The sequence below is a fragment of the Viridibacillus sp. KH_047 genome (genome assembly GCF_057838945.1).
Genome location: NZ_CM174479.1, coordinates 2,468,385 through 2,486,788, shown reverse-complemented (window position 1 = coordinate 2,486,788; position 18,404 = coordinate 2,468,385). Strand labels below are relative to the sequence as shown.

Genomic DNA, 18,404 nt, shown 5'->3' with positions numbered 1-18,404 from the left:
GCAACTCGCATTCACATATTCCATGAAGTGATCGGCAGTAGTTCGGTACTTTATGGAATATGTGAATTTTTGATTTCGGTCATTAATTGCATATTGTCTACATTTATTTTTTTGGAGGTTTTCTCACATGAAACAAGGTACAGTAAAATGGTTTAACTCAGAAAAAGGCTTCGGTTTTATCGAAGTTGAAGGCGAAAACGACGTATTCGTACACTTCAGCGCTATCCAAGGTGATGGCTTCAAAACTCTTGACGAAGGTCAAAAAGTTGAGTTTGAAGTAGTTGAAGGTAACCGCGGACCACAAGCAGCTAACGTTACTAAACTTTAATATTAGCTAATAAAAAGGAATATCTTTCGGGATATTCCTTTTTTCAGTTCTTCTTTATGTAGATAGTATGTATTCTTTGAAAAATATGTAATGGAAAAGCTTCTGTTGCTAGTATAAGTTTAAATGAGTGAAATAATACATTATTACAAATTATTTTTGGATTAAGATTTCTAAGGATGTTAATAGTACCGTAGAAGCGATAGGCTATATTAAGTCGCACTTATCATGTTATACTAATTTAATCAAATAGGAGGTGGCGTTATGATTAATAAAATTGGACAAGTAATGCTATATGTAAATGATGTTGAGGCAGTTGCAACTTTTTGGGAGGATAAATTAAACTTTGTTGTTCGACAAAAAAGCAACGAACCATTATCGGTAGAGCTTGCACCTACTGAAGACAGTGAAACTAGCTTTGTTTTGCATGATAAAGAATTTATAGCTAAAATGAGTCCGGAATTACATTTAGGTACACCATCTATTTTGCTTTATTCAAATGATCTTGAAAAAGACTATCAAAATTTACAAGAAAAAGGCGTTAAAGTAGGAGCAATCGTTGAATTACCTCATGGTAAAGTCTTTAACTTTGCGGATGTTGAAGAGAATTACTTTGCTGTTATTGAACCAAAATAAGTCCCAATTAAACGCCATTTTACAATAGATTTTTGTATAACGAAATTGGTGGAATCTTGTCGATGACTAAACAAGTAGTCTGGATTCGTGATTTAATCACATCATCCGAATTATTGTTAATGTAAGAGATCAATCTTGCCTTCCAATAATCATAAAGAAGAAAAACACATGTTAGTGATGACTAATATGTGTTTTTTTATTTGTTTATACAATTTTTAACAATCAGAACAATTTAGTTATTTATTTCATCAATTGCAATTAAAGAGCTAAATGAATGTTCGATTTATCAGTATTTATGACAAGATAAATTAAACAAGCCAAATCAATTTCATAACGGCTCGTTCTTATGAAAAAATTTTAATTCAATATATACATTTCAAGTATTATTTCAGGTTCTATTTCTTTTTATGGTAACTTTTTCAATACAGCACGTACAGGACTTCCATCTGCTTCAACCAATGGGAGTGGGAGGGCTGCCAACTCATAATTACCTGGCCCAATATCGTCTAATACAAGCCCCTCCAAAATGTGAATATTATGACCGGCAAGTTCATGATGGGCAGACAATTCTTTACTATCAAGTGGATCTACTGAAGGTAAATCAAGGCCAATAAGACGAACACCGAGTTCTGATAGATATGCCGCTAATTCTGGCTGGATATGAGGAATGGTTTGTGGAAAAACGCTTCGATTCTTCCATGCATCGGTACGAATTAACAGTCGTGTCACGCCTTGTAGATCAAAATTGGATAATTCATTGACGCCAATGCTAGTTTTGGTTGGTAAATGGATGACTCGTGCATTCCCTATATATAAATCAAGATCCAGATCAATTACTTTTTTTCCATCGTTATCAAAATGAAAAGGTGCATCAATATGAGTACCAGTGTGTAGACTCATATTGATTTGACCTACATTGACAGATCCACTCTCATTTTTACTCCAATTGACTTTGTATGAAAATGGTGTATCTCCAGGCCATACTGCAACATTTTCATCAAGACGTTGTGAAATATCTATCCATATACTCATGCATCTTACCTCCATCTCTTTTGGCTATTATTCTCTTTGCAGTTCTAGTAAAAGAAAAACCTACTATATTTCTTCTTATAGCTTTGTTCTTAGACTCCATAGTTCTGGGAAAAATTGTTGGTCCAGTACTCTTTTTAAATACGTAACACCTGATGATCCACCAGTTCCTTGTTTATGGCCAATAATTCTTTCTACTGTACTTACATGATTAAAACGCCATAATTGCTGTTGATTGCCAATGTCTACTAACTTCTCGGCCAATTCATATAAGTCCCAATACTGCTCGACATCGCGATAAACTGTCAGCCATGCCTCTTCCACACTGGTATTTGGTTCATATTTTTGTGAAAAATCTCTACTAATAGCTTCTTGATCAATAGGTAATCCACGTGCCACAAGGGCATTAATCGCTGCGTCATAAATACTTGGCTCATGAAGGGCCTGCAGCATTTGCTCAGATAGTTCTTTCTGATGTTGATAGACTGATAGCATATGGACATTTTTGTTTCCTAATGCAAATTCAATCAAACGATTTTGATAAGATTGGAATCCAGAAGATTGACCTAGTTTATCCCGAAATTCCATGTATTCAGAAGGTGTCAAAGTTGAAAGGACACTCCATGACTGTATCAATTGCTGTTGAATTCTCGAAACGCGCGACAACATTTTAAACGAGGGTTCCAGCTTATTTTGGCGTATACACTCAGTAGCAGCTGACAACTCATGTAAAATGAGCTTCATCCATAACTCACTCGCTTGATGGATAATGATGAAAAGCATTTCATCGTGATGGTCGGAAAGTCTATGCTGACTAGATAGAATCTTATCAAGATGGAGATAATCTCCGTAAGACATCGATTTTTGAAAATCGGTTTGAATTTCTTTCTCTAGCCCAGATATTGTTTGTTCATTGTTTTCCTGATTCGTCATTCTGCGATCCCCTCACTTTTCATATATAAATCGCTTCCCATGATTCTAATCTATTTTTTCTTCACATCTAGAGATTCTTCCACTACAATGATTAGCATTTCTTCTATTCGAAACAAAAAAGGAGACAAGTAAAAATAGTAACGGAGGAATCTCGAATTGAAGCATGATTTAGAAATTTTTAAACTGTCCTTTGGTGGATATCAAGTTATGCAATAACTTCTCGTTCATTCTTGAATTTTTCATATTTTTTTTCTGACATGATATTTTTAAGTATTTGTATCACTTTCCAAACTTCTGCATAGGAAGTATATAGTGCAACTGGAGCAAGACGGATGATGTTAGGTGCTCGGAAATCCGGAATGACACCGTTTTCCTTCAATGCCTTACAAATACGTGCAGCTTCTTTATGCTCAAGGCTCACATGACCTCCGCGACGTATGTCTTCTCTAGGAGTTCCAATGAAAAATCCCATGTTTTCCAACTCGAATTCCACTAAATCTATTAAATATTGATTGATTTTTAGAGATTTTTCTCGAATATTCTCGATTCCTGCTTCTATAAAAATATCTAAAGACCCAATCAAGGGTGCACAACTTAAAATATGAGGGGTTCCGATTTGATACGCGCCCGCAGATTCAGCTGGTGTTAATGTATGTTCCATATCGAATTGTTTATCTTTTTTGGACCCAAACCATCCGGCCAATCCAGGCATCGTCCCAAAATGTTTTCGATTTACATATAAGCCCCCAACAGCGCCAGGACCGCCATTTAAATGTTTATAATTGCACCAATACGCAAAGTCAACACCCCATTCACTGAATAAATGTGGGATTGCACCAATAGAATGACATCCATCAAATCCGATCATGATGCCTCTTTTATGTGCTTCTTCAGTTAAACGCTTCATATCCAATATTTGCCCACTGCGATAAAGAACTGTAGGTAAGATGATCAGAGCGATGTCATCGGTCATTGCTTCGATAATGTCATCCTCATCAAGAAATCGGCCATCGCGACTTTTCACGCTAATGAGATTAGTTTGCGGATCGTATCCATGTATAGACAGTTGACTTTGAAGAGCATAAATATCAGTCGGAAAAGTTAGTTCATCTGCTAAAATTTTTGTGCGTATTCCTTCTGGCTTATAAAAAGTAGCTACAAGTTGATGCAGATTTACAGTTGTAGAGCCGGTTACAATAACTTCCTCGTGAGATGCACCCACTAATGTTGCCATCTTTACTGCCAATTTCTCTGCCATGTAAAACCAAGGGTGATTCCCTTGAGTCCATCCGTCTATCCCGTGCTTTTTCCAATCCTCTAAAGATTCCAAAAGAGTGCGCTCAGCTCTTTTCGAAAGAAGTCCCAATGAGTTTCCATCCATATAGATGGAATCTGGCTTTAAATAAAACTCTTCTCGAAAACTTTTAAGGATATCTTTCTCATCCAGTTGTTTTGCGTAATCCAAAGTGTATTTTGAAACCATAATGATCCTCCTAAATTGGTTTGCCTGAATATTCCAGAGAATCGTACCAAAGAATATGACACAATGTCAATAAGTTGATTCAGAAAATTATTAATATTAAATCATTCGGAAGTTTTTTCCAACAAATGTTTTTTATTTTGAAAGATTTCCTTTATGCTAGTAGATAAGGGGAGGAATAGGAATGGATAATCGTAAAGTAGGGGATAAACGACATTTACGCTCAATTATGACGCGTCAGAAGTTATTAGAAGTTGCAAAGGAAATCTTCCTTGAAGAAGGTTTTCAAGCTGCGGTTATTTCTCAAATGATCAAAAAGGCAAATATCGGTTATGGAACGGCTTATGTTCATTTTAAAGGGAAAGAGGATCTTTTAATTGTATTAATGGAGAATATCATGGAGCAATTTTATGAAATTGCCGAAACCTCTTTCTTTCCAAAATCAAAAGACGAAGCAAAACATATTATAAACAAACAAACAAATGCTTTTTTAAAAATGGCAGAGGCGGAACGTAATATGATGCAAGTTTTTGAACAGGCTATTGGAATTTCAACGGTTATATCAGATAAATGGAAAACAATTCGGATGAAGTTCATTCAGCGAATATCAAAGGACGTCGCCTATGCACAGCAAAATGGACTGGCAAGAGCTGAGCTAAACCATGAGCTTGTAGCAAAAGGGTGGTTTTTCACAAATGAAATGTATCTTTGGGAAATTGTCCGTAACGAACATCAAAGTTCTATTGAAGAAATTGCTCAAACCATTACGTCAGTTTACTTCGGAGGTTTGTATTTGTAATTATATTAATGATGTTATATTTGGTAGTTCTAAAAAATCCAGTTTAGTACACACTTTTATAGAATAGGCGAGGGCTAATAATTGTTCCTTTTCGCCGTAGTTATCATTTTGTTAGGGATTTATTTTTCAGTGATTTTCACTAAGAATCAATCTTTAAAAAAGAAATATATTATTTGGGGATTAGTTACAATGTTCATTTTCACACCATTTTTAGGATGGTTAATTAGTATAGCGGTGGCAATAGCTGTTGGTGATGGATTCGCTGGTGTCGGTATGATGATGCTCCTCTTACCAATGTTTTTTATAATAGGGTTAATTCTTACATTGATTGGTGTTTTCAAAAAGAGCGTTGTTACTCAACAAATAGATTAATGATATTTTATTTATAGTTATATAGAGTTTAAATAAAGCGATGTATTTTTACAGTGCTTTTTATTTGTTTGATTCTTATGGATTAATTTAACTAAATATATGTATTGTGGATATATGGTGTAGTGAAAGTGTCAAATGGCCATTAATAAAATTGATATAGAGGTGATTTATATAAAAGTACAATTAAAACCCGTAACGAGAGAAAATTGGGAAGAAGCATTGAAGTTAAGTGTTGAAAATGGCCAGACGAATTATGTGCCTTCAGTTGCAGTCTCTCTTGCAAAAGTATATATCAAACCAGATGGGGATTCTGTTGAATATATACCATTCGCCATTTATGACAATGAGCAAATGGTCGGTTTCATAATGTATGCTTATGAAGAAAATACGACGGATATGTATTGGATAAACGGTTTTATAGTGGATAACAAATATCAACGCCGAGGGTATGGTAAAGCAGCATTAAATGAGATGGTTCAGTGGATAGTAAATCGATTTGAAAATTGTAAGGAGATTTGTTTAACAGTCCATAAAGAAAATACAATTGCGCGACATTTATATGAACAATGTGGTTTTCTGCTTACAGGAGAAGTGTATGATGATGAGGATGTTATGTATTTATCAATTAAATAGCAATATTTCATAAAAAGGTGGTTAAATTACTAATGGTGAATAGAAAAGGCATTATTGTAATGACGCTTATTTCTGCAATTCTTTTTTGTTCTCTACTAGTCGTAAGTTCACTCACACCTATCTCTGATTTGGGCCCGAATGGCAATAAATTTGGCTCGGTAGGTATGTGGTTAGGCATGGTGATGATATTGTTCTGCTATCTATTACCTGTAATCCTATTCGTAGCAGGGATAAATGCGATGAAATTTGTAATGGCAATCCTTTGTGGCTTCGGCATACTAATATTTACAGCTACAATGGGAACAGTGTTAATCCTAGGTTTTGTTAAAAATATCGTCCCTGAAATTTTTGTCGTCGTAGCGATCTGTTTAGCTGCAATAATTGTTAATATTAGCTGGTTTTTTGTAGCTTTTCGACCTTCAAAAATTCGTTTAGTTGTATCCAATGACTAGGAGTAGCTTAACTTAACAGAGGCAGAATGTAATAAAAAGTATGTTTTGAATAATTCATTTCAAAACATACTTTTTTTTTTTAGATTGCTAGTATATACGAAGTAATAAATTGAAAAGGATATCAAAGCCACTCTAAAATTTCAATTCGATTACCAAATGGATCGTTTATATAGATTCTATTGGCTCCTGGTAAATCTTCATCAATGATAAATTTAATATCGTTTTTGGATAAATGAGATTTTAAAGCTTCAATATTCTCTATCTCAAAAGCTGGATGTGCCTTTTTGGCGGGAGTAAATGGTTCTTCAATTCCAATATGAATTTGGTAGTGAGCAAATTCAAACCAAACACCACCTCTTTTTCTTAAAAGTTCTGGTTTTTTAATTTCACGAAAGCCTAGAATATCACCAAAAAATCTTTTCGCTTCGTCTTCGGAACCTTTAGGAGCAGCTAGTTGAATATGAGCAATCGATTTAAATACAAATGACATTGTAAAACCTCCTTGTATTATTACATTTCCATTTTATCTCAAATTATTCGATAAGGAAATGTGATTAAAATTATGAAGATTTATAATAATTACTTATGTTGTTTTTTTGAAAAATTTATCAGGGAGTAATTAGAAATTGGTGATTTATTGTATTAATTATTTTTGCAAGCGATACTTACATCATCTAAAGCATATACATTATTGAAGAGAGTACTTAGTAGCCAACACTTAAAGGAGATTGCATGTGACGATTGCAAATCAAAAATCGAAAGAGGACCTTAACGAAAAAATAAAGTTCTCCGTAATAATCCCTGCACATAATGAAGAAAAGTACATTGAAAAATGTTTAGATTCAATAAAAAAAGCATCTCAAGCATATGCAGATCAAATCGAAATCATTGTTGTATTAAATCGATGTACAGACAAAACGGAGGAAGTAGCAAAGTCTTATAATTGTATTACATTAGAAAACAATGATAAAAACTTATCTAAAATCCGTAATGCAGGAGCTGCAATAGCACAAGGGGAAATAATTATCACAATTGACGCCGATACACAGATGACAGAGGGGATGCTATCGAATGTAGACAGTTACTTAGCATCAGGAAAATACATAGGTGGTGGCGTGAACGGGCAGTTTGAAAGGATGTCTTTAGGAATCATCATCTCTGCAATGTTATTAATTGTCCCCTTGCTCTTTAAGTATGGTTTAATATCAGTGGGAATTTTCTGGTGCTATAGAAAAGACTTTAACGCAATCAATGGATTTAATGAAAATATGTTAATGGCTGAAGACGCAGACTTTGCTAAACGATTGAAAGAATGGGGAAAGAAAAATAATAAAGAGTATGGAACTATAAAAAATGGAATGATCACTTCGTGTAGAAGATTTGATGCATACGGAGATTGGGGATTATTGAAAAATCCAAGAGTAATTTTAGCTTATTTAAATGGTACTGATCAAAAGTATGCAGATAGAACATATTATGAGAACCAAGAAAGATAAAATGGGTTTGGGAATAAAAGTAGAGTAGTTTAGCGTGGATATCTTAAACTTTAAATAATACTTACCAAATGTGGCATGAACCTCTCATTTACTAGCATATGATATTAATAATATGTTACGAGGAGGAAGAGATATGAAGAAATCACTGGTCATTATGGGGAATGGGAATACATACGTTGTTGATGAATCTCCCGACGAGTTTTATGAAAATTATTTAAGTGAAACTGTAGAAAGTTATGCTTACCTTGATTTAGATGACTTTACAACGGTTGCGATTGCACATATCTCTGAAATTGTCGGTATAGAAGAGTAATAATTTAAGCCACATCAACTAGGTGTGGCTTTTTATTTTGAGATACTTTAGAAAATGACTATCTATAAGAATTAGCAATTTCTTACTTTAGCTTGTATAATACATATATAGTTCTTGAAATATTAAATCAATTTAAATTTTATTAACTAAAATTATCTAAGGGATGATTGTGATGGGAAAATCTTTTGAAGATGCTATAAAGAATTTAACGGAGGAAATGTTTGATATTCAAAATAAATCAAATGAATTTATGAAGGTACTTACGCATGACGAAAACCTCTCAGAAAATTTAATCCTCTTATTACTAAGACTAAAATTATTCAAACATATGAAAATTACCGAAATCTCAGAAGCTTTTATGTTGACCCCTGGTGCAGCAACGAATATGTGTGATAAACTTGAAAACTTAGATTATGTAGAAAGAATAAGAATAAAAGATGATAGAAGAGTAGTAAGGGTTTCTCTTACTAAAAAAGGTGAAGAAAGAGTTGCAGCAATTTTTTCTGAATTTTCAATAGAAAAAATAGAGGAAATCTCAAGTACATTTGTAGAAATAAATAAGCTGTTTAAAAAAATCGAATATTGATCAATCCTAAAAACAGATTATTTCTAATCTGTTTTTTATTTTTCGGAAATTTGATGTTTCTTTTACTAAAACCACTGTTACGTGTCAAATCGTCTCCCCAAACTTCATAGCCCATCATATAAACCACTTCCATATCCAGACTTGTTGCCATTATTATTTGATTGTGTTTCTACCCCTAGATACTGTTAAAATCCATTATTTAAATAATTTGACAATTAGCATCATTTTATATATATTGTATTTAATGTATATTTTAGTTATTAAAATATTTTGTTTTTGAAGTTAAAATGATTATTATTAATTCTGAATAAGGAGAAAAGTATGGAAATAATAAAATGGATGATCGGGGTGTTGATTTTGATAATAGCTGGCTCGTTTGTTTCATCGAATATGAGTAAAAAAGATGTTGAGTACAAGAGTGATTTGGAAAACGTGAAGAAGATTTATGTTGATGCTGATATTTCAAACATTTTTATTGTCACTGGTGAGCCAATGATGAATGTTAAATATACAGGTCAAAAATCATTAGTTGGAAGTCCTAGCATGGATATTGTTTATGAGAAGGATCAAGCCATTATAAAAGTAAAGGCAATTCAGAAAAAGTGGATGACCATAGTGCCTGGTTCAGCAAAAAGAGGGGAATTGGTATTGAATATTCCTCCGAGATTATTAGAACATGTGCAAATAAATACGCGAAATGGCAATATAACTGTAAAAAATGTAAGTGAAATTAATCAATTAAGCCTTATTTCAAGTGTAGGGAATATTAATGTAGACTCTTTTAAAGGGGAAGGCTTAAATATTGAAGCAAAAAACGGTTCTATTAAAATAGGGCCTGTGGATGGAACGGTTAATATAAAGAACCAAACTGGCTCACTAAAAGGCTTGGTTTTTACTCATATTAAGGGCAAGAACAAGATAAAATCGTCAAACGGCAATGTCTACATAACACTACCGAAAGAGTTAGAGCTGAATGAAATTAGCTTTAATATTGCAACTAAGAATGGGAAAATAACTTCAGAAAATGATAAATTACTAAACGAAAATATTATAAAACAAGGGGCGGGAAATCGAATAGTAAATAACATAAAGTCGGATAACGAATTAGATATTTCTGTTTCAGTAGGTCAGATAAAAATAAAATAAATACTAAAGCTAATTGAATGAAAGAGCTGTCAGATATACAAGACTTTCTAAATATACCGTATAATATGGATGTACTCTTCTATAAAACTATTAATACAAGTTATCTTCCCAAGTCCTATCAACATTCAATTTTTTTGCACATTGTGGAGGGGAAGATAGAGATATAACAAATGGAGTAACAGAGAGTACATCAATGTTTTTTATGAATATAAATTGTGTGAAGCGTCCTAGTTAGGTCGGTATTGTTTAATGGAGGTAGCTATATGAAGTATGAAATTATTTTGTTCGATGTTGATGATACATTATTCGACTTTAGTAAGTCGGAAAAAAATGCCTTACATAAGACTTTTGTGGAGTTCGGATTACCAAAGGGGTTAGCGGATTATGAAGCCACCTACAAAGAGATTAGCATGAAGTTATGGAGAGATTTGGAACAAGGACTTATCACTTTACCAAAACTGGGAGTTGAAAGATTTAAGCGATTATTCCTTGCACATGAGCTTGAAATTAATGCTGATAAGTTCAGTAGTTTGTATCTTGGATATTTGGGCAAGGAAATACATCCTATAAAGGGAGCTGTTGAAGTATGTGACAAACTTTCTGGTTGTCGCCTGTCTATTATCACAAATGGCTTTAAAGAGGTGCAGATATCTAGAATAGGGAACTCTCCTCTCAGTAACACTTTTGAGCATATCTTTATTTCTGAAGAAATTGGTTTCCAGAAACCTGAAAAAGGTATTTTCGATTATGCGTTTTCTAAGCTACAGATTACAGATAAAGAAAAAGTGTTGATCGTAGGTGATTCTTTAACCTCCGATATCCAAGGTGGGATGAATTACGGGATTGATACGTGCTGGTTTAATCCGCATTTTAAAGAAAATACAATAGGAATTAAGCCGACGTATGAAATCCGAGAGCTTGCTGAACTTTTAGAAATTGTATAGAAATAGAGAAGTTTAAATGAATCATCAAATTATATGTTTGGATTTATTTCTAGCAAATTCTAAGAGTTGACATAACAAAACCCCGGACTTTCCAATTAAATTGGGAAGTCCGGGGTTTTGTTCGGTTTAAATCCTTAAAAAGGATTATTTCAAACCTTCTTTTTCTTTCCACTCTAAATATTCATCATAAGTTAATTGCTTATCTAAAATTGAACCGTCTTCACGGATTTCAATTACGCGGTTAGCAATTGTTTGGATGAACTGATGGTCATGAGATGTGAAGATCATAGCGCCTTTGAAGCGAATTAAACCTTCATTTAGTGCTTGGATTGACTCAAGGTCAAGGTGGTTAGTAGGCTCATCAAGCAAAATAACATTTGCAGAAGCAAGCATCATTTTAGAAAGCATACAACGAACTTTTTCGCCCCCTGATAATACAGAAGGAGATTTTTTCACTTCTTCACCAGAGAATAGCATACGACCTAAGAATCCACGTAAGAAGCTTTCAGTTTCGTCTTCTGGTGAATATTGACGTAACCATTCTACTAATGATCTCTCATTGCCTCCGAAGTATTTATCATGGTCATTTTCAAAGTAGCTTTGAGATGTAGTAACACCCCATTTATATGTTCCAGCATCTGCTTCTTTTTGTTCCATTAAGATATCAAGAAGAGCAGTTTTTGCTTGCGGGCTACCTAATAAAATAATTTTGTCTTCTTTATTCATTGAGAAGCGAATATCTTTAAATAGAGTTTCGCCATCGTTACTTGCTGTTAGACCATCAACAGTTAACACGTCATTACCGATTTCACGACCAGTTTGGAAGTTGATAAATGGATATTTACGGCTAGATGGTTTGATATCATCAAGTTCGATTTTATCCAACATTTTTTTACGAGAAGTTGCTTGGCTTGATTTAGAAGCGTTCGCAGAGAAACGAGCAACGAATGCTTGTAGCTCTTTAATCTTCTCTTCTTTCTTCTTGTTTTGGTCTGACATCATTTTTTGTGCTAATTGGCTAGACTCATACCAGAAATCATAGTTACCAACATATAATTGGATTTTAGAGAAATCAAGGTCAGCAATATGTGTACATACTTTGTTTAAGAAGTGACGGTCATGGGATACAACAATAACTGTGTTTTCAAAGTTGATTAAAAATTCTTCTAACCATTGGATTGCTTTTAAGTCAAGGTGGTTGGTAGGCTCATCCAGTAATAGAACGTCTGGCTTACCAAATAGAGCTTGTGCTAATAACACTTTAACTTTGTCAGAACCTTCTAGGTCAGCCATAAGCATATAGTGAAGTTCGTCGCCAATCCCTAAACCGTTTAATAATGTTGCCGCTTCAGATTCAGCTTCCCAACCATTAAGGTCAGCAAACTCACCTTCTAATTCAGCAGCACGCATGCCATCTTCATCAGAAAATTCTTCTTTTGCGTAGATTGCGTCTTTTTCAGCTTTTACTTCCCAAAGACGTTTGTTCCCCATAACAACTGTATCTAAAACGTTATATTCATCGTATTCGAAGTGATTTTGCTTTAATACAGAAAGACGTTCATCTTTACCCATTGATACGTGGCCATCTTGTGCCTCAATTTCACCAGATAGAATTTTTAAGAATGTTGATTTACCAGCACCGTTTGCTCCGATTAGTCCGTAACAGTTACCCGGTGTGAATTTAATATTTACGTCGTCAAATAATTTACGGTCGCCATAGCGAAGACCTACATTACTTACTTGAATCATGTAAGTTCCTCCTTTTTTCACAATGCTTCTAGTATATCATGGAACGCTTTGCAAGACAGTAAATAAAACTCTAAAAGTGTATAAATTTGCGTATATTATACGCTTTTTATTCAAAACCACTGAATTCTGCATTTTATTGGTAATGAAAATAGTGTGAATGGTCATTCTTAATGCATTTTTTGTAAAAATATTGATATAGAAAAAATTAAACTTTAGATTATACTCATTTTTTGAATCTCATAGAAATAGAATTAATAAGATGTAAATCAAAGAAAAGGTGGGATTCCTATGAAAGGGAAAGTCGCGGTGATGACAGAGCCTGAACAACTTATCTTTGAAGAATATGATTTACCAAAAGCTGGACAAGGCAGTGTATTAGTGAAAGTGATTCGAACGAATGTATGTGGTTCTGAACTACACATTTGGAGAGGACAACATCCAACAAAAAAATCAGGTGTGATGGGTCATGAGATGGTGGGAGAAATTGTGGAGCTTGGTGAAAATGTCACAACGGATTTTGCTGGGAATCCAGTGAAAGTTGGAGACAGGATTGCAGCGGCTTACTTTTTAACTTGTCGCAAGTGTAGCCATTGTCAGCAAGGATTGTTTAACTTATGTGAAAATGCATACGAATTTTGGAGTAAGGATGCTCATGAATACCCTCATTTCCATGGTTCGTTTGCAACGCATTATTATATTCATCCAAATCAATATTTTTATAAAGTACCAGAAAATGTCTCAGATGCATCTGCAGCAAGTGCCAATTGTGCATTGTCTCAAGTATATTATGGGGTTGAAAAAGCTGGTATTAAGTATGGAGATACAGTCGTCATACAAGGAGCTGGAGGACTTGGACTGAATGCATCCGCTGTTGCGAAGTCATTAGGGGCGACAGTAATTGTAATCGATGCCGTTGAAAGTCGTCTTGCACTAGCGAAGAGGTTTGGGGCAGATTATACAATTTCTTTTGCAGAATATCCTTCAGTAGCAGATCGCGTAGCTCGCCTATTAGCTTTAACGAATAATAGAGGCGCAGATATTGCGATGGAGTTAACGGGTGTTCCTGCTGCATTTAATGAGGGGATCCATTTATTAAAAGCAGGAGGCAAATACATTAGTATTGGTAATATCTCACCAGGAAAGTTGACTGAGTTTGACCCAGGGCTAATGACGCGAAAAAATATTCAAATTTTAGGAGTTATTCGATACAATCCATGGTATTTGCAAAAAGCACTCGCGTTTTTAAGTGATAAAAGCGATGTATATGCATTTGATGACATGCTAGCTTGTAATTATACGTTAGCAGATATTGCAAAAGCACTTGATACTTCTGCAACTCGTGAAATAACACGAGCTTCAATTTTAGTCAATGAAGGAGTGTAATTATGAATCCCATTCTAACTGAAATATTAGGAGAAAACGGACAGATTTTAAACATTACTTTAAATCGACCGAAAATGCTCAATGCTTTTAATACAAAAATGGCTGAGTATATGTTGTCACTTTTAAAAGTTGTATCAACTGATTCGTCCATTAGGGTTGTACTTTTAACTTCTTCAAATAATGAAGCATTTTGCTCTGGAGCAGATTTGAAGGAACGCCAAGGGCTTTCTGATGAGGCTTGGAAGGTTCAGCATGAATTATTTGAGCAAATGTTTTATGCGCTAGAGGATCTACCACAGCCAACAATTGCTGTAGTTAATGGCTATGCTTTGGCGGGTGGTTTTGAATTAGCCCTCAATTGCGATTTACTTGTTGCAGCAAAAACATCGAAATTTGGCTTACCAGAAGTAACGCGTGGCATTATGCCTGGATGTGGTGGTTCTCGTCTTTTACCGAAACGAGTGCCATTACATAAAGCGAAACAATGGTTGTTTACCGGTGAAATCTTTGGAGTAGAAGAAGCAAGTGATGCTGGTCTTCTTAATGCGGTCGTCCCACCGGAGGAGTTATTCCAAACAGCACTAAGACTTGCAAATAAAATTGCAAAAAACGCTCCTTTGGGTGTGCAAGGTTGTAAGAAGAGTGCAAATACGTTAGGAGCATTATCAAATAGTGAAGCGAGAAAACGAGAAATAGAGATTTATAACGTAGCGGTTAATTCAAATGATCGCCTTGAAGGTGTGCTTGCATTTAATGAAAAAAGGGCGCCGATTTTCACAGGAAAGTGAGGGGGAATTGAGTTGTTATTAGCAGATGAAAAAGTGGCGTTTTTAGAAGAACTCCGTCAAAGTGTACGTGCTGTTTGTAAAGCATTTCCTGATACGTATTGGCGAGAAATTGATGAGCAGCAAGCATATCCAACGAAATTTGTAAAAGCGCTAACTGATGCAGGCTTTTTAGCAGCTCTCATTCCTGAAGAATATGGGGGTTCGGGCCTGGGCATTACAGAAGCCTCCGTTATTTTAGAAGAAATCAATCGTTCCGGAGGAAACTCTGGAGCGTGCCATGCCCAAATGTATACAATGGGAACAATTTTACGTCATGGTTCGGATGATCAGAAACGTATGTATTTGCCGAAAATTGCTGATGGAAGTTTACGCCTACAAGCATTTGGGGTGACAGAACCAAATACAGGTACAGATACGACAAATTTAAAAACTACAGCCGTGCGACAAGGTGATCACTATATTGTGAATGGTCAGAAGGTTTTTATATCTCGTACGGAACATTCGGATTTAATGATTTTACTCGTACGTACAACCCCTGTTGAACAAGTAACGAAAAAGAGTGAGGGCTTGTCCGTGCTATTAGTTGATTTACGAGAGGCAGTTGGCAATGGCCTTGAAATTCGGCCGATTAAGACGATGATGAATCATTCAACGACTGAGTTGTTTATCGAAAATTTAAAAGTGCCTGTAGAGAACTTAATTGGAGAAGAAGGAAAGGGTTTTCGGTACATTTTAGACGGTATGAATGCAGAACGTATTTTAATAGCCTCAGAGTGTATTGGTGACGGTCGCTGGTTTATTGAACGTGCGACAAACTATGCAAATGAACGTGTCATTTTTAATCGTCCTATCAGTCAAAATCAAGGTATTCAGTTCCCAATTGCAAGAGCATATATCAATATTGAAGCGGCCGATCTCATGCGTTTTAAAGCAGCTCAATTATTTGATGAAGGAAAACCATGTGGGGCAGAGGCGAATATGTCAAAGCTACTTGCAGCGGATGCGTCTTGGGAAGCGGCAAATGTCACATTACAAACACACGGTGGTTATGGCTTCGCGACGGAGTACGATATTGAGCGTAAATTTAAAGAAACCCGATTATATCAAGTAGCACCTATTTCGACAAATCTTATTTTATCGTTTGTAGGGGAGCATGTTTTGAAAATGCCGAAATCGTACTAAGTGATGTTTTGAAATAGGAAGGTGTAAATGGAGGGTGGTGAAATGAATGTTGCCATTACAAGGAATGCGAGTCATTGATGTCACGACGAACATTTCAGGTCCTAGCTTGACGATGATTCTAGCTGATCTTGGTGCGGAAGTTATTAAGATTGAACGTCCAGGTATTGGTGACGAAGCACGCAAAATGGCCCCACTTGTAAAAGAGGATGGAACATTTTTCTTGAATATTAATCGCAATAAAAAGTCCATTGTTTTAAATCTGCAATTACAAGAAGCAAAAGAAGTAATGTATGAGCTAATACGTGATGCCGATATTTTTGTTGAAAATTATCGATTAGGAAAAGCCGATAAGTTAGGGCTTGGCTTTGATACTTTGAAATCTTTAAATGAGCGTTTAATTTATTGTTCGTTATCAGCATATGGTCAAAAGGGGCCCTCCAAACATAAACCTGGATATGATGCTATTTTACAAGCTGAAACAGGTTTAATGAGTATGACAGGTAGCGATCAATTAGCTCGTGTACCTGTTTCGATTTTAGACCAAGGTAGTGCCGTGTGGGGTGCACTTGGTATTTTAGCAGCGCTTTTGCAGCGTAAAGAAAATGGACAAGGGCAAAAAGTTGAAACTTCACTTTTTGAAACAGGTGTCTACTGGGTAGGTTATCATTTACTCTCAACAATGTTAACTGGGCAAAATCCAGAAAAATTAGGCTCTAATCACGCTTCCTTTGCACCATATGGGGCTTTTCAAACAGCAGATGTGCCAATGATGATAGGCATTTCAAATGATCGATTATTTATAAAGCTCTGCGAAGTGTTAGAGAAGCAGCAATGGCTTACAGACGAGCGTTTTGCTTCAAACGTAATGCGTGTTCAAAATCGTGCACTGCTCAATGAAAAACTAGCGGATGTGCTGCAAACAAAAAAAGCAGCAGATTGGCTCGCGGCTCTAGAGGAGCAAGGTGTACCTAGTGCCGTGATTCAGCAAATGACTGATGTAGCAATGCACCCACAAACACTTAGTAACCGTATGATTATAGATGCCGAGCACCCAAACAATGGAAACATCCACTTAACCCGCTTACCGATTACACTCTCATCAGTGGATTTGCAAGTCAGAAATACGCCACCAGCTCTAGGTGAGCATACAATTGAAGTGCTGAGATCTTTAGGGAAAAGTGATGTAGAAATTGAACGTTTAATGAGCACATAAGCTTTGCGAAATTGACGCCAGATTTCTGTTTTCGAAAGTAGCTCAAAATAATTGATCAATTGGAGGAATGACTATGTGTAAATCGAAAGTGTATGTATTAGACACTGGTTCGATGAAGATGGATAAAAACTATATGATTGCTATGCATAACCCGGCAAGTGTTGATAATCCTTCTCCCCCAGCTGAGTTTGTAGAGTTCCCAGTTTATGCAGTATTGATTGATCATCCTGAAGGGAAAATTTTATTTGATACAGGTTGTAATCCTGATGGTATGGGAGAAGAAGGGCGCTGGCCACAAGGTGTACAAAAGCTGTTCCCAGTTTTCCAAAGTGAGGAATGCTACTTAATCAATCGTTTAGAACAACTTAAGGTACGTCCAGAAGATATAAAATATGTTGTCGCATCTCATCTGCATTTAGACCATGCCGGTTGCCTAGAGCTATTTACGAATGCCGAAATCATTGTCCATGATTCTGAGTTATCTAATGTTATGAAAACATTTGCGATGACACGTGATATGGGAGCTTATATATGGGGTGATGTAGAAGCATGGATAAAAAATCAGCTTCGCTGGCGCACAATTCAGCCACATGAAAAAGAAGTGGAGCTTGTGAAAGGTATCAAAATTTTGAATTTTGGTCCAGGACATGCGTATGGCATGCTTGGTTTGCATATTGAGTTGCCAGGTACAGGTAATCTTTTACTTGCTTCAGATGCTTTATATACTGCAGAGAGCTTAGGGCCACCCGTTAAACCACCAGGTATTATTTATGATTCTGTGGGTTATAGTAGCTCAGCAGAACGTATTCGAAAACTTGCAGAACAAAATAATTCAACGATTTGGTTTGGTCATGATGCAAATCAGTTTAATTCATTTATTAAATCAACCGAAGGATATTACGAGTAAATCAAATAACACCCCTAAGGCCACTATTGTCTTAGGGT

Annotated in this window: 21 protein-coding genes; 16 read left to right on the top strand and 5 right to left on the bottom strand. The window is 35.5% G+C overall.

Annotated features, from left to right (window positions below; all coding sequences use genetic code 11):
• The first annotated feature begins 127 nt into the window (after positions 1-127).
• On the top strand, positions 128-328 hold the full coding sequence (locus AC3IS5_RS12295) for a cold-shock protein (protein WP_038189357.1): 201 nt from the start codon (positions 128-130) through the stop codon (positions 326-328).
• 261 nt (positions 329-589) lie between these two features.
• Positions 590-961, top strand: a complete 372-nt coding sequence (locus tag AC3IS5_RS12290; protein ID WP_427724735.1) for a VOC family protein — start codon at positions 590-592, stop codon at positions 959-961.
• A gap of 405 nt (positions 962-1,366) precedes the next feature.
• On the opposite strand, the gene kynB is transcribed toward AC3IS5_RS12290, so the two are convergent.
• The 3 genes from kynB to kynU all read right to left on the bottom strand — a co-directional run bounded on the left by kynB (position 1,367) and on the right by kynU (position 4,406).
• Positions 1,367-1,993, bottom strand: a complete 627-nt coding sequence (gene kynB / locus AC3IS5_RS12285) for an arylformamidase (protein WP_489424672.1) — start codon at positions 1,991-1,993, stop codon at positions 1,367-1,369.
• 75 nt (positions 1,994-2,068) lie between these two features.
• The gene (gene kynA / locus AC3IS5_RS12280) at positions 2,069-2,923 is read right to left on the bottom strand and encodes a tryptophan 2,3-dioxygenase (RefSeq protein ID WP_489424671.1); all 855 of its coding nucleotides are present in this window, start codon (positions 2,921-2,923) and stop codon (positions 2,069-2,071) included.
• Positions 2,924-3,128: 205 nt separating this feature from the next.
• Positions 3,129-4,406, bottom strand: a complete 1,278-nt coding sequence (kynU, locus tag AC3IS5_RS12275) for a kynureninase (RefSeq protein WP_489424670.1) — start codon at positions 4,404-4,406, stop codon at positions 3,129-3,131.
• A gap of 181 nt (positions 4,407-4,587) precedes the next feature.
• On the opposite strand from kynU, the gene AC3IS5_RS12270 reads away from it, so the two are divergent.
• From AC3IS5_RS12270 to AC3IS5_RS12255, 4 genes are all read left to right on the top strand, one after another.
• On the top strand, positions 4,588-5,202 hold the full coding sequence (locus AC3IS5_RS12270; protein WP_489424669.1) for a TetR/AcrR family transcriptional regulator: 615 nt from the start codon (positions 4,588-4,590) through the stop codon (positions 5,200-5,202).
• A gap of 81 nt (positions 5,203-5,283) precedes the next feature.
• Positions 5,284-5,574 (top strand): hypothetical protein, encoded by a 291-nt coding sequence (locus AC3IS5_RS12265; RefSeq protein ID WP_489424668.1) that lies wholly within the window; start codon positions 5,284-5,286, stop codon positions 5,572-5,574.
• Positions 5,575-5,745: 171 nt separating this feature from the next.
• On the top strand, positions 5,746-6,207 hold the full coding sequence (locus tag AC3IS5_RS12260; protein WP_489427881.1) for a GNAT family N-acetyltransferase: 462 nt from the start codon (positions 5,746-5,748) through the stop codon (positions 6,205-6,207).
• A gap of 32 nt (positions 6,208-6,239) precedes the next feature.
• Positions 6,240-6,659, top strand: coding sequence for a DUF5391 family protein (locus tag AC3IS5_RS12255; RefSeq protein ID WP_489424667.1), 420 nt, complete (start codon positions 6,240-6,242; stop codon positions 6,657-6,659).
• A gap of 121 nt (positions 6,660-6,780) precedes the next feature.
• Here AC3IS5_RS12255 and AC3IS5_RS12250 read toward each other — a convergent pair whose 3' ends face one another.
• Positions 6,781-7,149, bottom strand: a complete 369-nt coding sequence (locus AC3IS5_RS12250; protein WP_489424666.1) for a VOC family protein — start codon at positions 7,147-7,149, stop codon at positions 6,781-6,783.
• A 244-nt stretch (positions 7,150-7,393) separates the two neighbouring features.
• Between AC3IS5_RS12250 and AC3IS5_RS12245 the strand changes: the two genes are divergently transcribed.
• The 5 genes from AC3IS5_RS12245 to AC3IS5_RS12225 all read left to right on the top strand — a co-directional run bounded on the left by AC3IS5_RS12245 (position 7,394) and on the right by AC3IS5_RS12225 (position 11,144).
• A complete protein-coding gene (locus AC3IS5_RS12245; protein ID WP_489424665.1) occupies positions 7,394-8,155 on the top strand; it encodes a glycosyltransferase family 2 protein in 762 nt (253 codons plus the stop codon).
• A 133-nt stretch (positions 8,156-8,288) separates the two neighbouring features.
• Positions 8,289-8,468 (top strand): hypothetical protein, encoded by a 180-nt coding sequence (locus tag AC3IS5_RS12240; RefSeq protein WP_038189333.1) that lies wholly within the window; start codon positions 8,289-8,291, stop codon positions 8,466-8,468.
• 172 nt (positions 8,469-8,640) lie between these two features.
• On the top strand, positions 8,641-9,054 hold the full coding sequence (locus AC3IS5_RS12235) for a MarR family winged helix-turn-helix transcriptional regulator (protein WP_489424664.1): 414 nt from the start codon (positions 8,641-8,643) through the stop codon (positions 9,052-9,054).
• Between the two features lie 321 nt (positions 9,055-9,375).
• Complete coding sequence (locus AC3IS5_RS12230) at positions 9,376-10,200, top strand: DUF4097 family beta strand repeat-containing protein (RefSeq protein ID WP_489424663.1); 825 nt, start codon at positions 9,376-9,378, stop codon at positions 10,198-10,200.
• Positions 10,201-10,463: 263 nt separating this feature from the next.
• A complete protein-coding gene (locus AC3IS5_RS12225; RefSeq protein ID WP_489424662.1) occupies positions 10,464-11,144 on the top strand; it encodes a YjjG family noncanonical pyrimidine nucleotidase in 681 nt (226 codons plus the stop codon).
• Positions 11,145-11,288: 144 nt separating this feature from the next.
• On the opposite strand, the gene AC3IS5_RS12220 is transcribed toward AC3IS5_RS12225, so the two are convergent.
• On the bottom strand, positions 11,289-12,893 hold the full coding sequence (locus tag AC3IS5_RS12220; RefSeq protein ID WP_489424661.1) for an ABC-F family ATP-binding cassette domain-containing protein: 1,605 nt from the start codon (positions 12,891-12,893) through the stop codon (positions 11,289-11,291).
• 288 nt (positions 12,894-13,181) lie between these two features.
• On the opposite strand from AC3IS5_RS12220, the gene AC3IS5_RS12215 reads away from it, so the two are divergent.
• The 5 genes from AC3IS5_RS12215 to ahlS all read left to right on the top strand — a co-directional run bounded on the left by AC3IS5_RS12215 (position 13,182) and on the right by ahlS (position 18,366).
• Entirely contained in the window at positions 13,182-14,276 is a 1,095-nt protein-coding gene (locus AC3IS5_RS12215) for a zinc-binding dehydrogenase (protein WP_489424660.1), read from the top strand.
• 2 nt (positions 14,277-14,278) lie between these two features.
• Positions 14,279-15,064 (top strand): enoyl-CoA hydratase/isomerase family protein, encoded by a 786-nt coding sequence (locus AC3IS5_RS12210; RefSeq protein WP_489424659.1) that lies wholly within the window; start codon positions 14,279-14,281, stop codon positions 15,062-15,064.
• A gap of 12 nt (positions 15,065-15,076) precedes the next feature.
• Positions 15,077-16,246, top strand: a complete 1,170-nt coding sequence (locus tag AC3IS5_RS12205; RefSeq protein ID WP_489424658.1) for an acyl-CoA dehydrogenase family protein — start codon at positions 15,077-15,079, stop codon at positions 16,244-16,246.
• A gap of 46 nt (positions 16,247-16,292) precedes the next feature.
• A complete protein-coding gene (locus AC3IS5_RS12200; protein WP_489424657.1) occupies positions 16,293-17,459 on the top strand; it encodes a CaiB/BaiF CoA transferase family protein in 1,167 nt (388 codons plus the stop codon).
• A gap of 73 nt (positions 17,460-17,532) precedes the next feature.
• Positions 17,533-18,366: an AhlS family quorum-quenching N-acyl homoserine lactonase gene (ahlS, locus tag AC3IS5_RS12195; RefSeq protein WP_053415111.1), complete on the top strand. Its 834-nt coding sequence runs from the start codon at positions 17,533-17,535 to the stop codon at positions 18,364-18,366.
• The last annotated feature ends 38 nt before the right edge of the window (positions 18,367-18,404 follow it).

Bases quoted from the DNA above. Each gene is read 5' to 3' on its own strand.
- AC3IS5_RS12210 (WP_489424659.1), top strand. From the start codon at position 14,279: ATGAATCCCATTCTAACTGAAATATTAGGAGAAAACGGACAGATTTTA.
- kynU (WP_489424670.1), bottom strand. From the start codon at position 4,406: ATGGTTTCAAAATACACTTTGGATTACGCAAAACAACTGGATGAGAAA.
- kynA (WP_489424671.1), bottom strand. From the start codon at position 2,923: ATGACGAATCAGGAAAACAATGAACAAACAATATCTGGGCTAGAGAAA.
- kynB (WP_489424672.1), bottom strand. From the start codon at position 1,993: ATGAGTATATGGATAGATATTTCACAACGTCTTGATGAAAATGTTGCA.
- AC3IS5_RS12200 (WP_489424657.1), top strand. From the start codon at position 16,293: ATGTTGCCATTACAAGGAATGCGAGTCATTGATGTCACGACGAACATT.
- AC3IS5_RS12220 (WP_489424661.1), bottom strand. From the start codon at position 12,893: ATGATTCAAGTAAGTAATGTAGGTCTTCGCTATGGCGACCGTAAATTA.
- AC3IS5_RS12215 (WP_489424660.1), top strand. From the start codon at position 13,182: ATGAAAGGGAAAGTCGCGGTGATGACAGAGCCTGAACAACTTATCTTT.
- AC3IS5_RS12225 (WP_489424662.1), top strand. From the start codon at position 10,464: ATGAAGTATGAAATTATTTTGTTCGATGTTGATGATACATTATTCGAC.
- AC3IS5_RS12240 (WP_038189333.1), top strand. From the start codon at position 8,289: ATGAAGAAATCACTGGTCATTATGGGGAATGGGAATACATACGTTGTT.
- AC3IS5_RS12270 (WP_489424669.1), top strand. From the start codon at position 4,588: ATGGATAATCGTAAAGTAGGGGATAAACGACATTTACGCTCAATTATG.
- AC3IS5_RS12230 (WP_489424663.1), top strand. From the start codon at position 9,376: ATGGAAATAATAAAATGGATGATCGGGGTGTTGATTTTGATAATAGCT.
- AC3IS5_RS12295 (WP_038189357.1), top strand. From the start codon at position 128: ATGAAACAAGGTACAGTAAAATGGTTTAACTCAGAAAAAGGCTTCGGT.
- AC3IS5_RS12290 (WP_427724735.1), top strand. From the start codon at position 590: ATGATTAATAAAATTGGACAAGTAATGCTATATGTAAATGATGTTGAG.
- ahlS (WP_053415111.1), top strand. From the start codon at position 17,533: ATGTGTAAATCGAAAGTGTATGTATTAGACACTGGTTCGATGAAGATG.
- AC3IS5_RS12235 (WP_489424664.1), top strand. From the start codon at position 8,641: ATGGGAAAATCTTTTGAAGATGCTATAAAGAATTTAACGGAGGAAATG.
- AC3IS5_RS12255 (WP_489424667.1), top strand. From the start codon at position 6,240: ATGGTGAATAGAAAAGGCATTATTGTAATGACGCTTATTTCTGCAATT.
- AC3IS5_RS12250 (WP_489424666.1), bottom strand. From the start codon at position 7,149: ATGTCATTTGTATTTAAATCGATTGCTCATATTCAACTAGCTGCTCCT.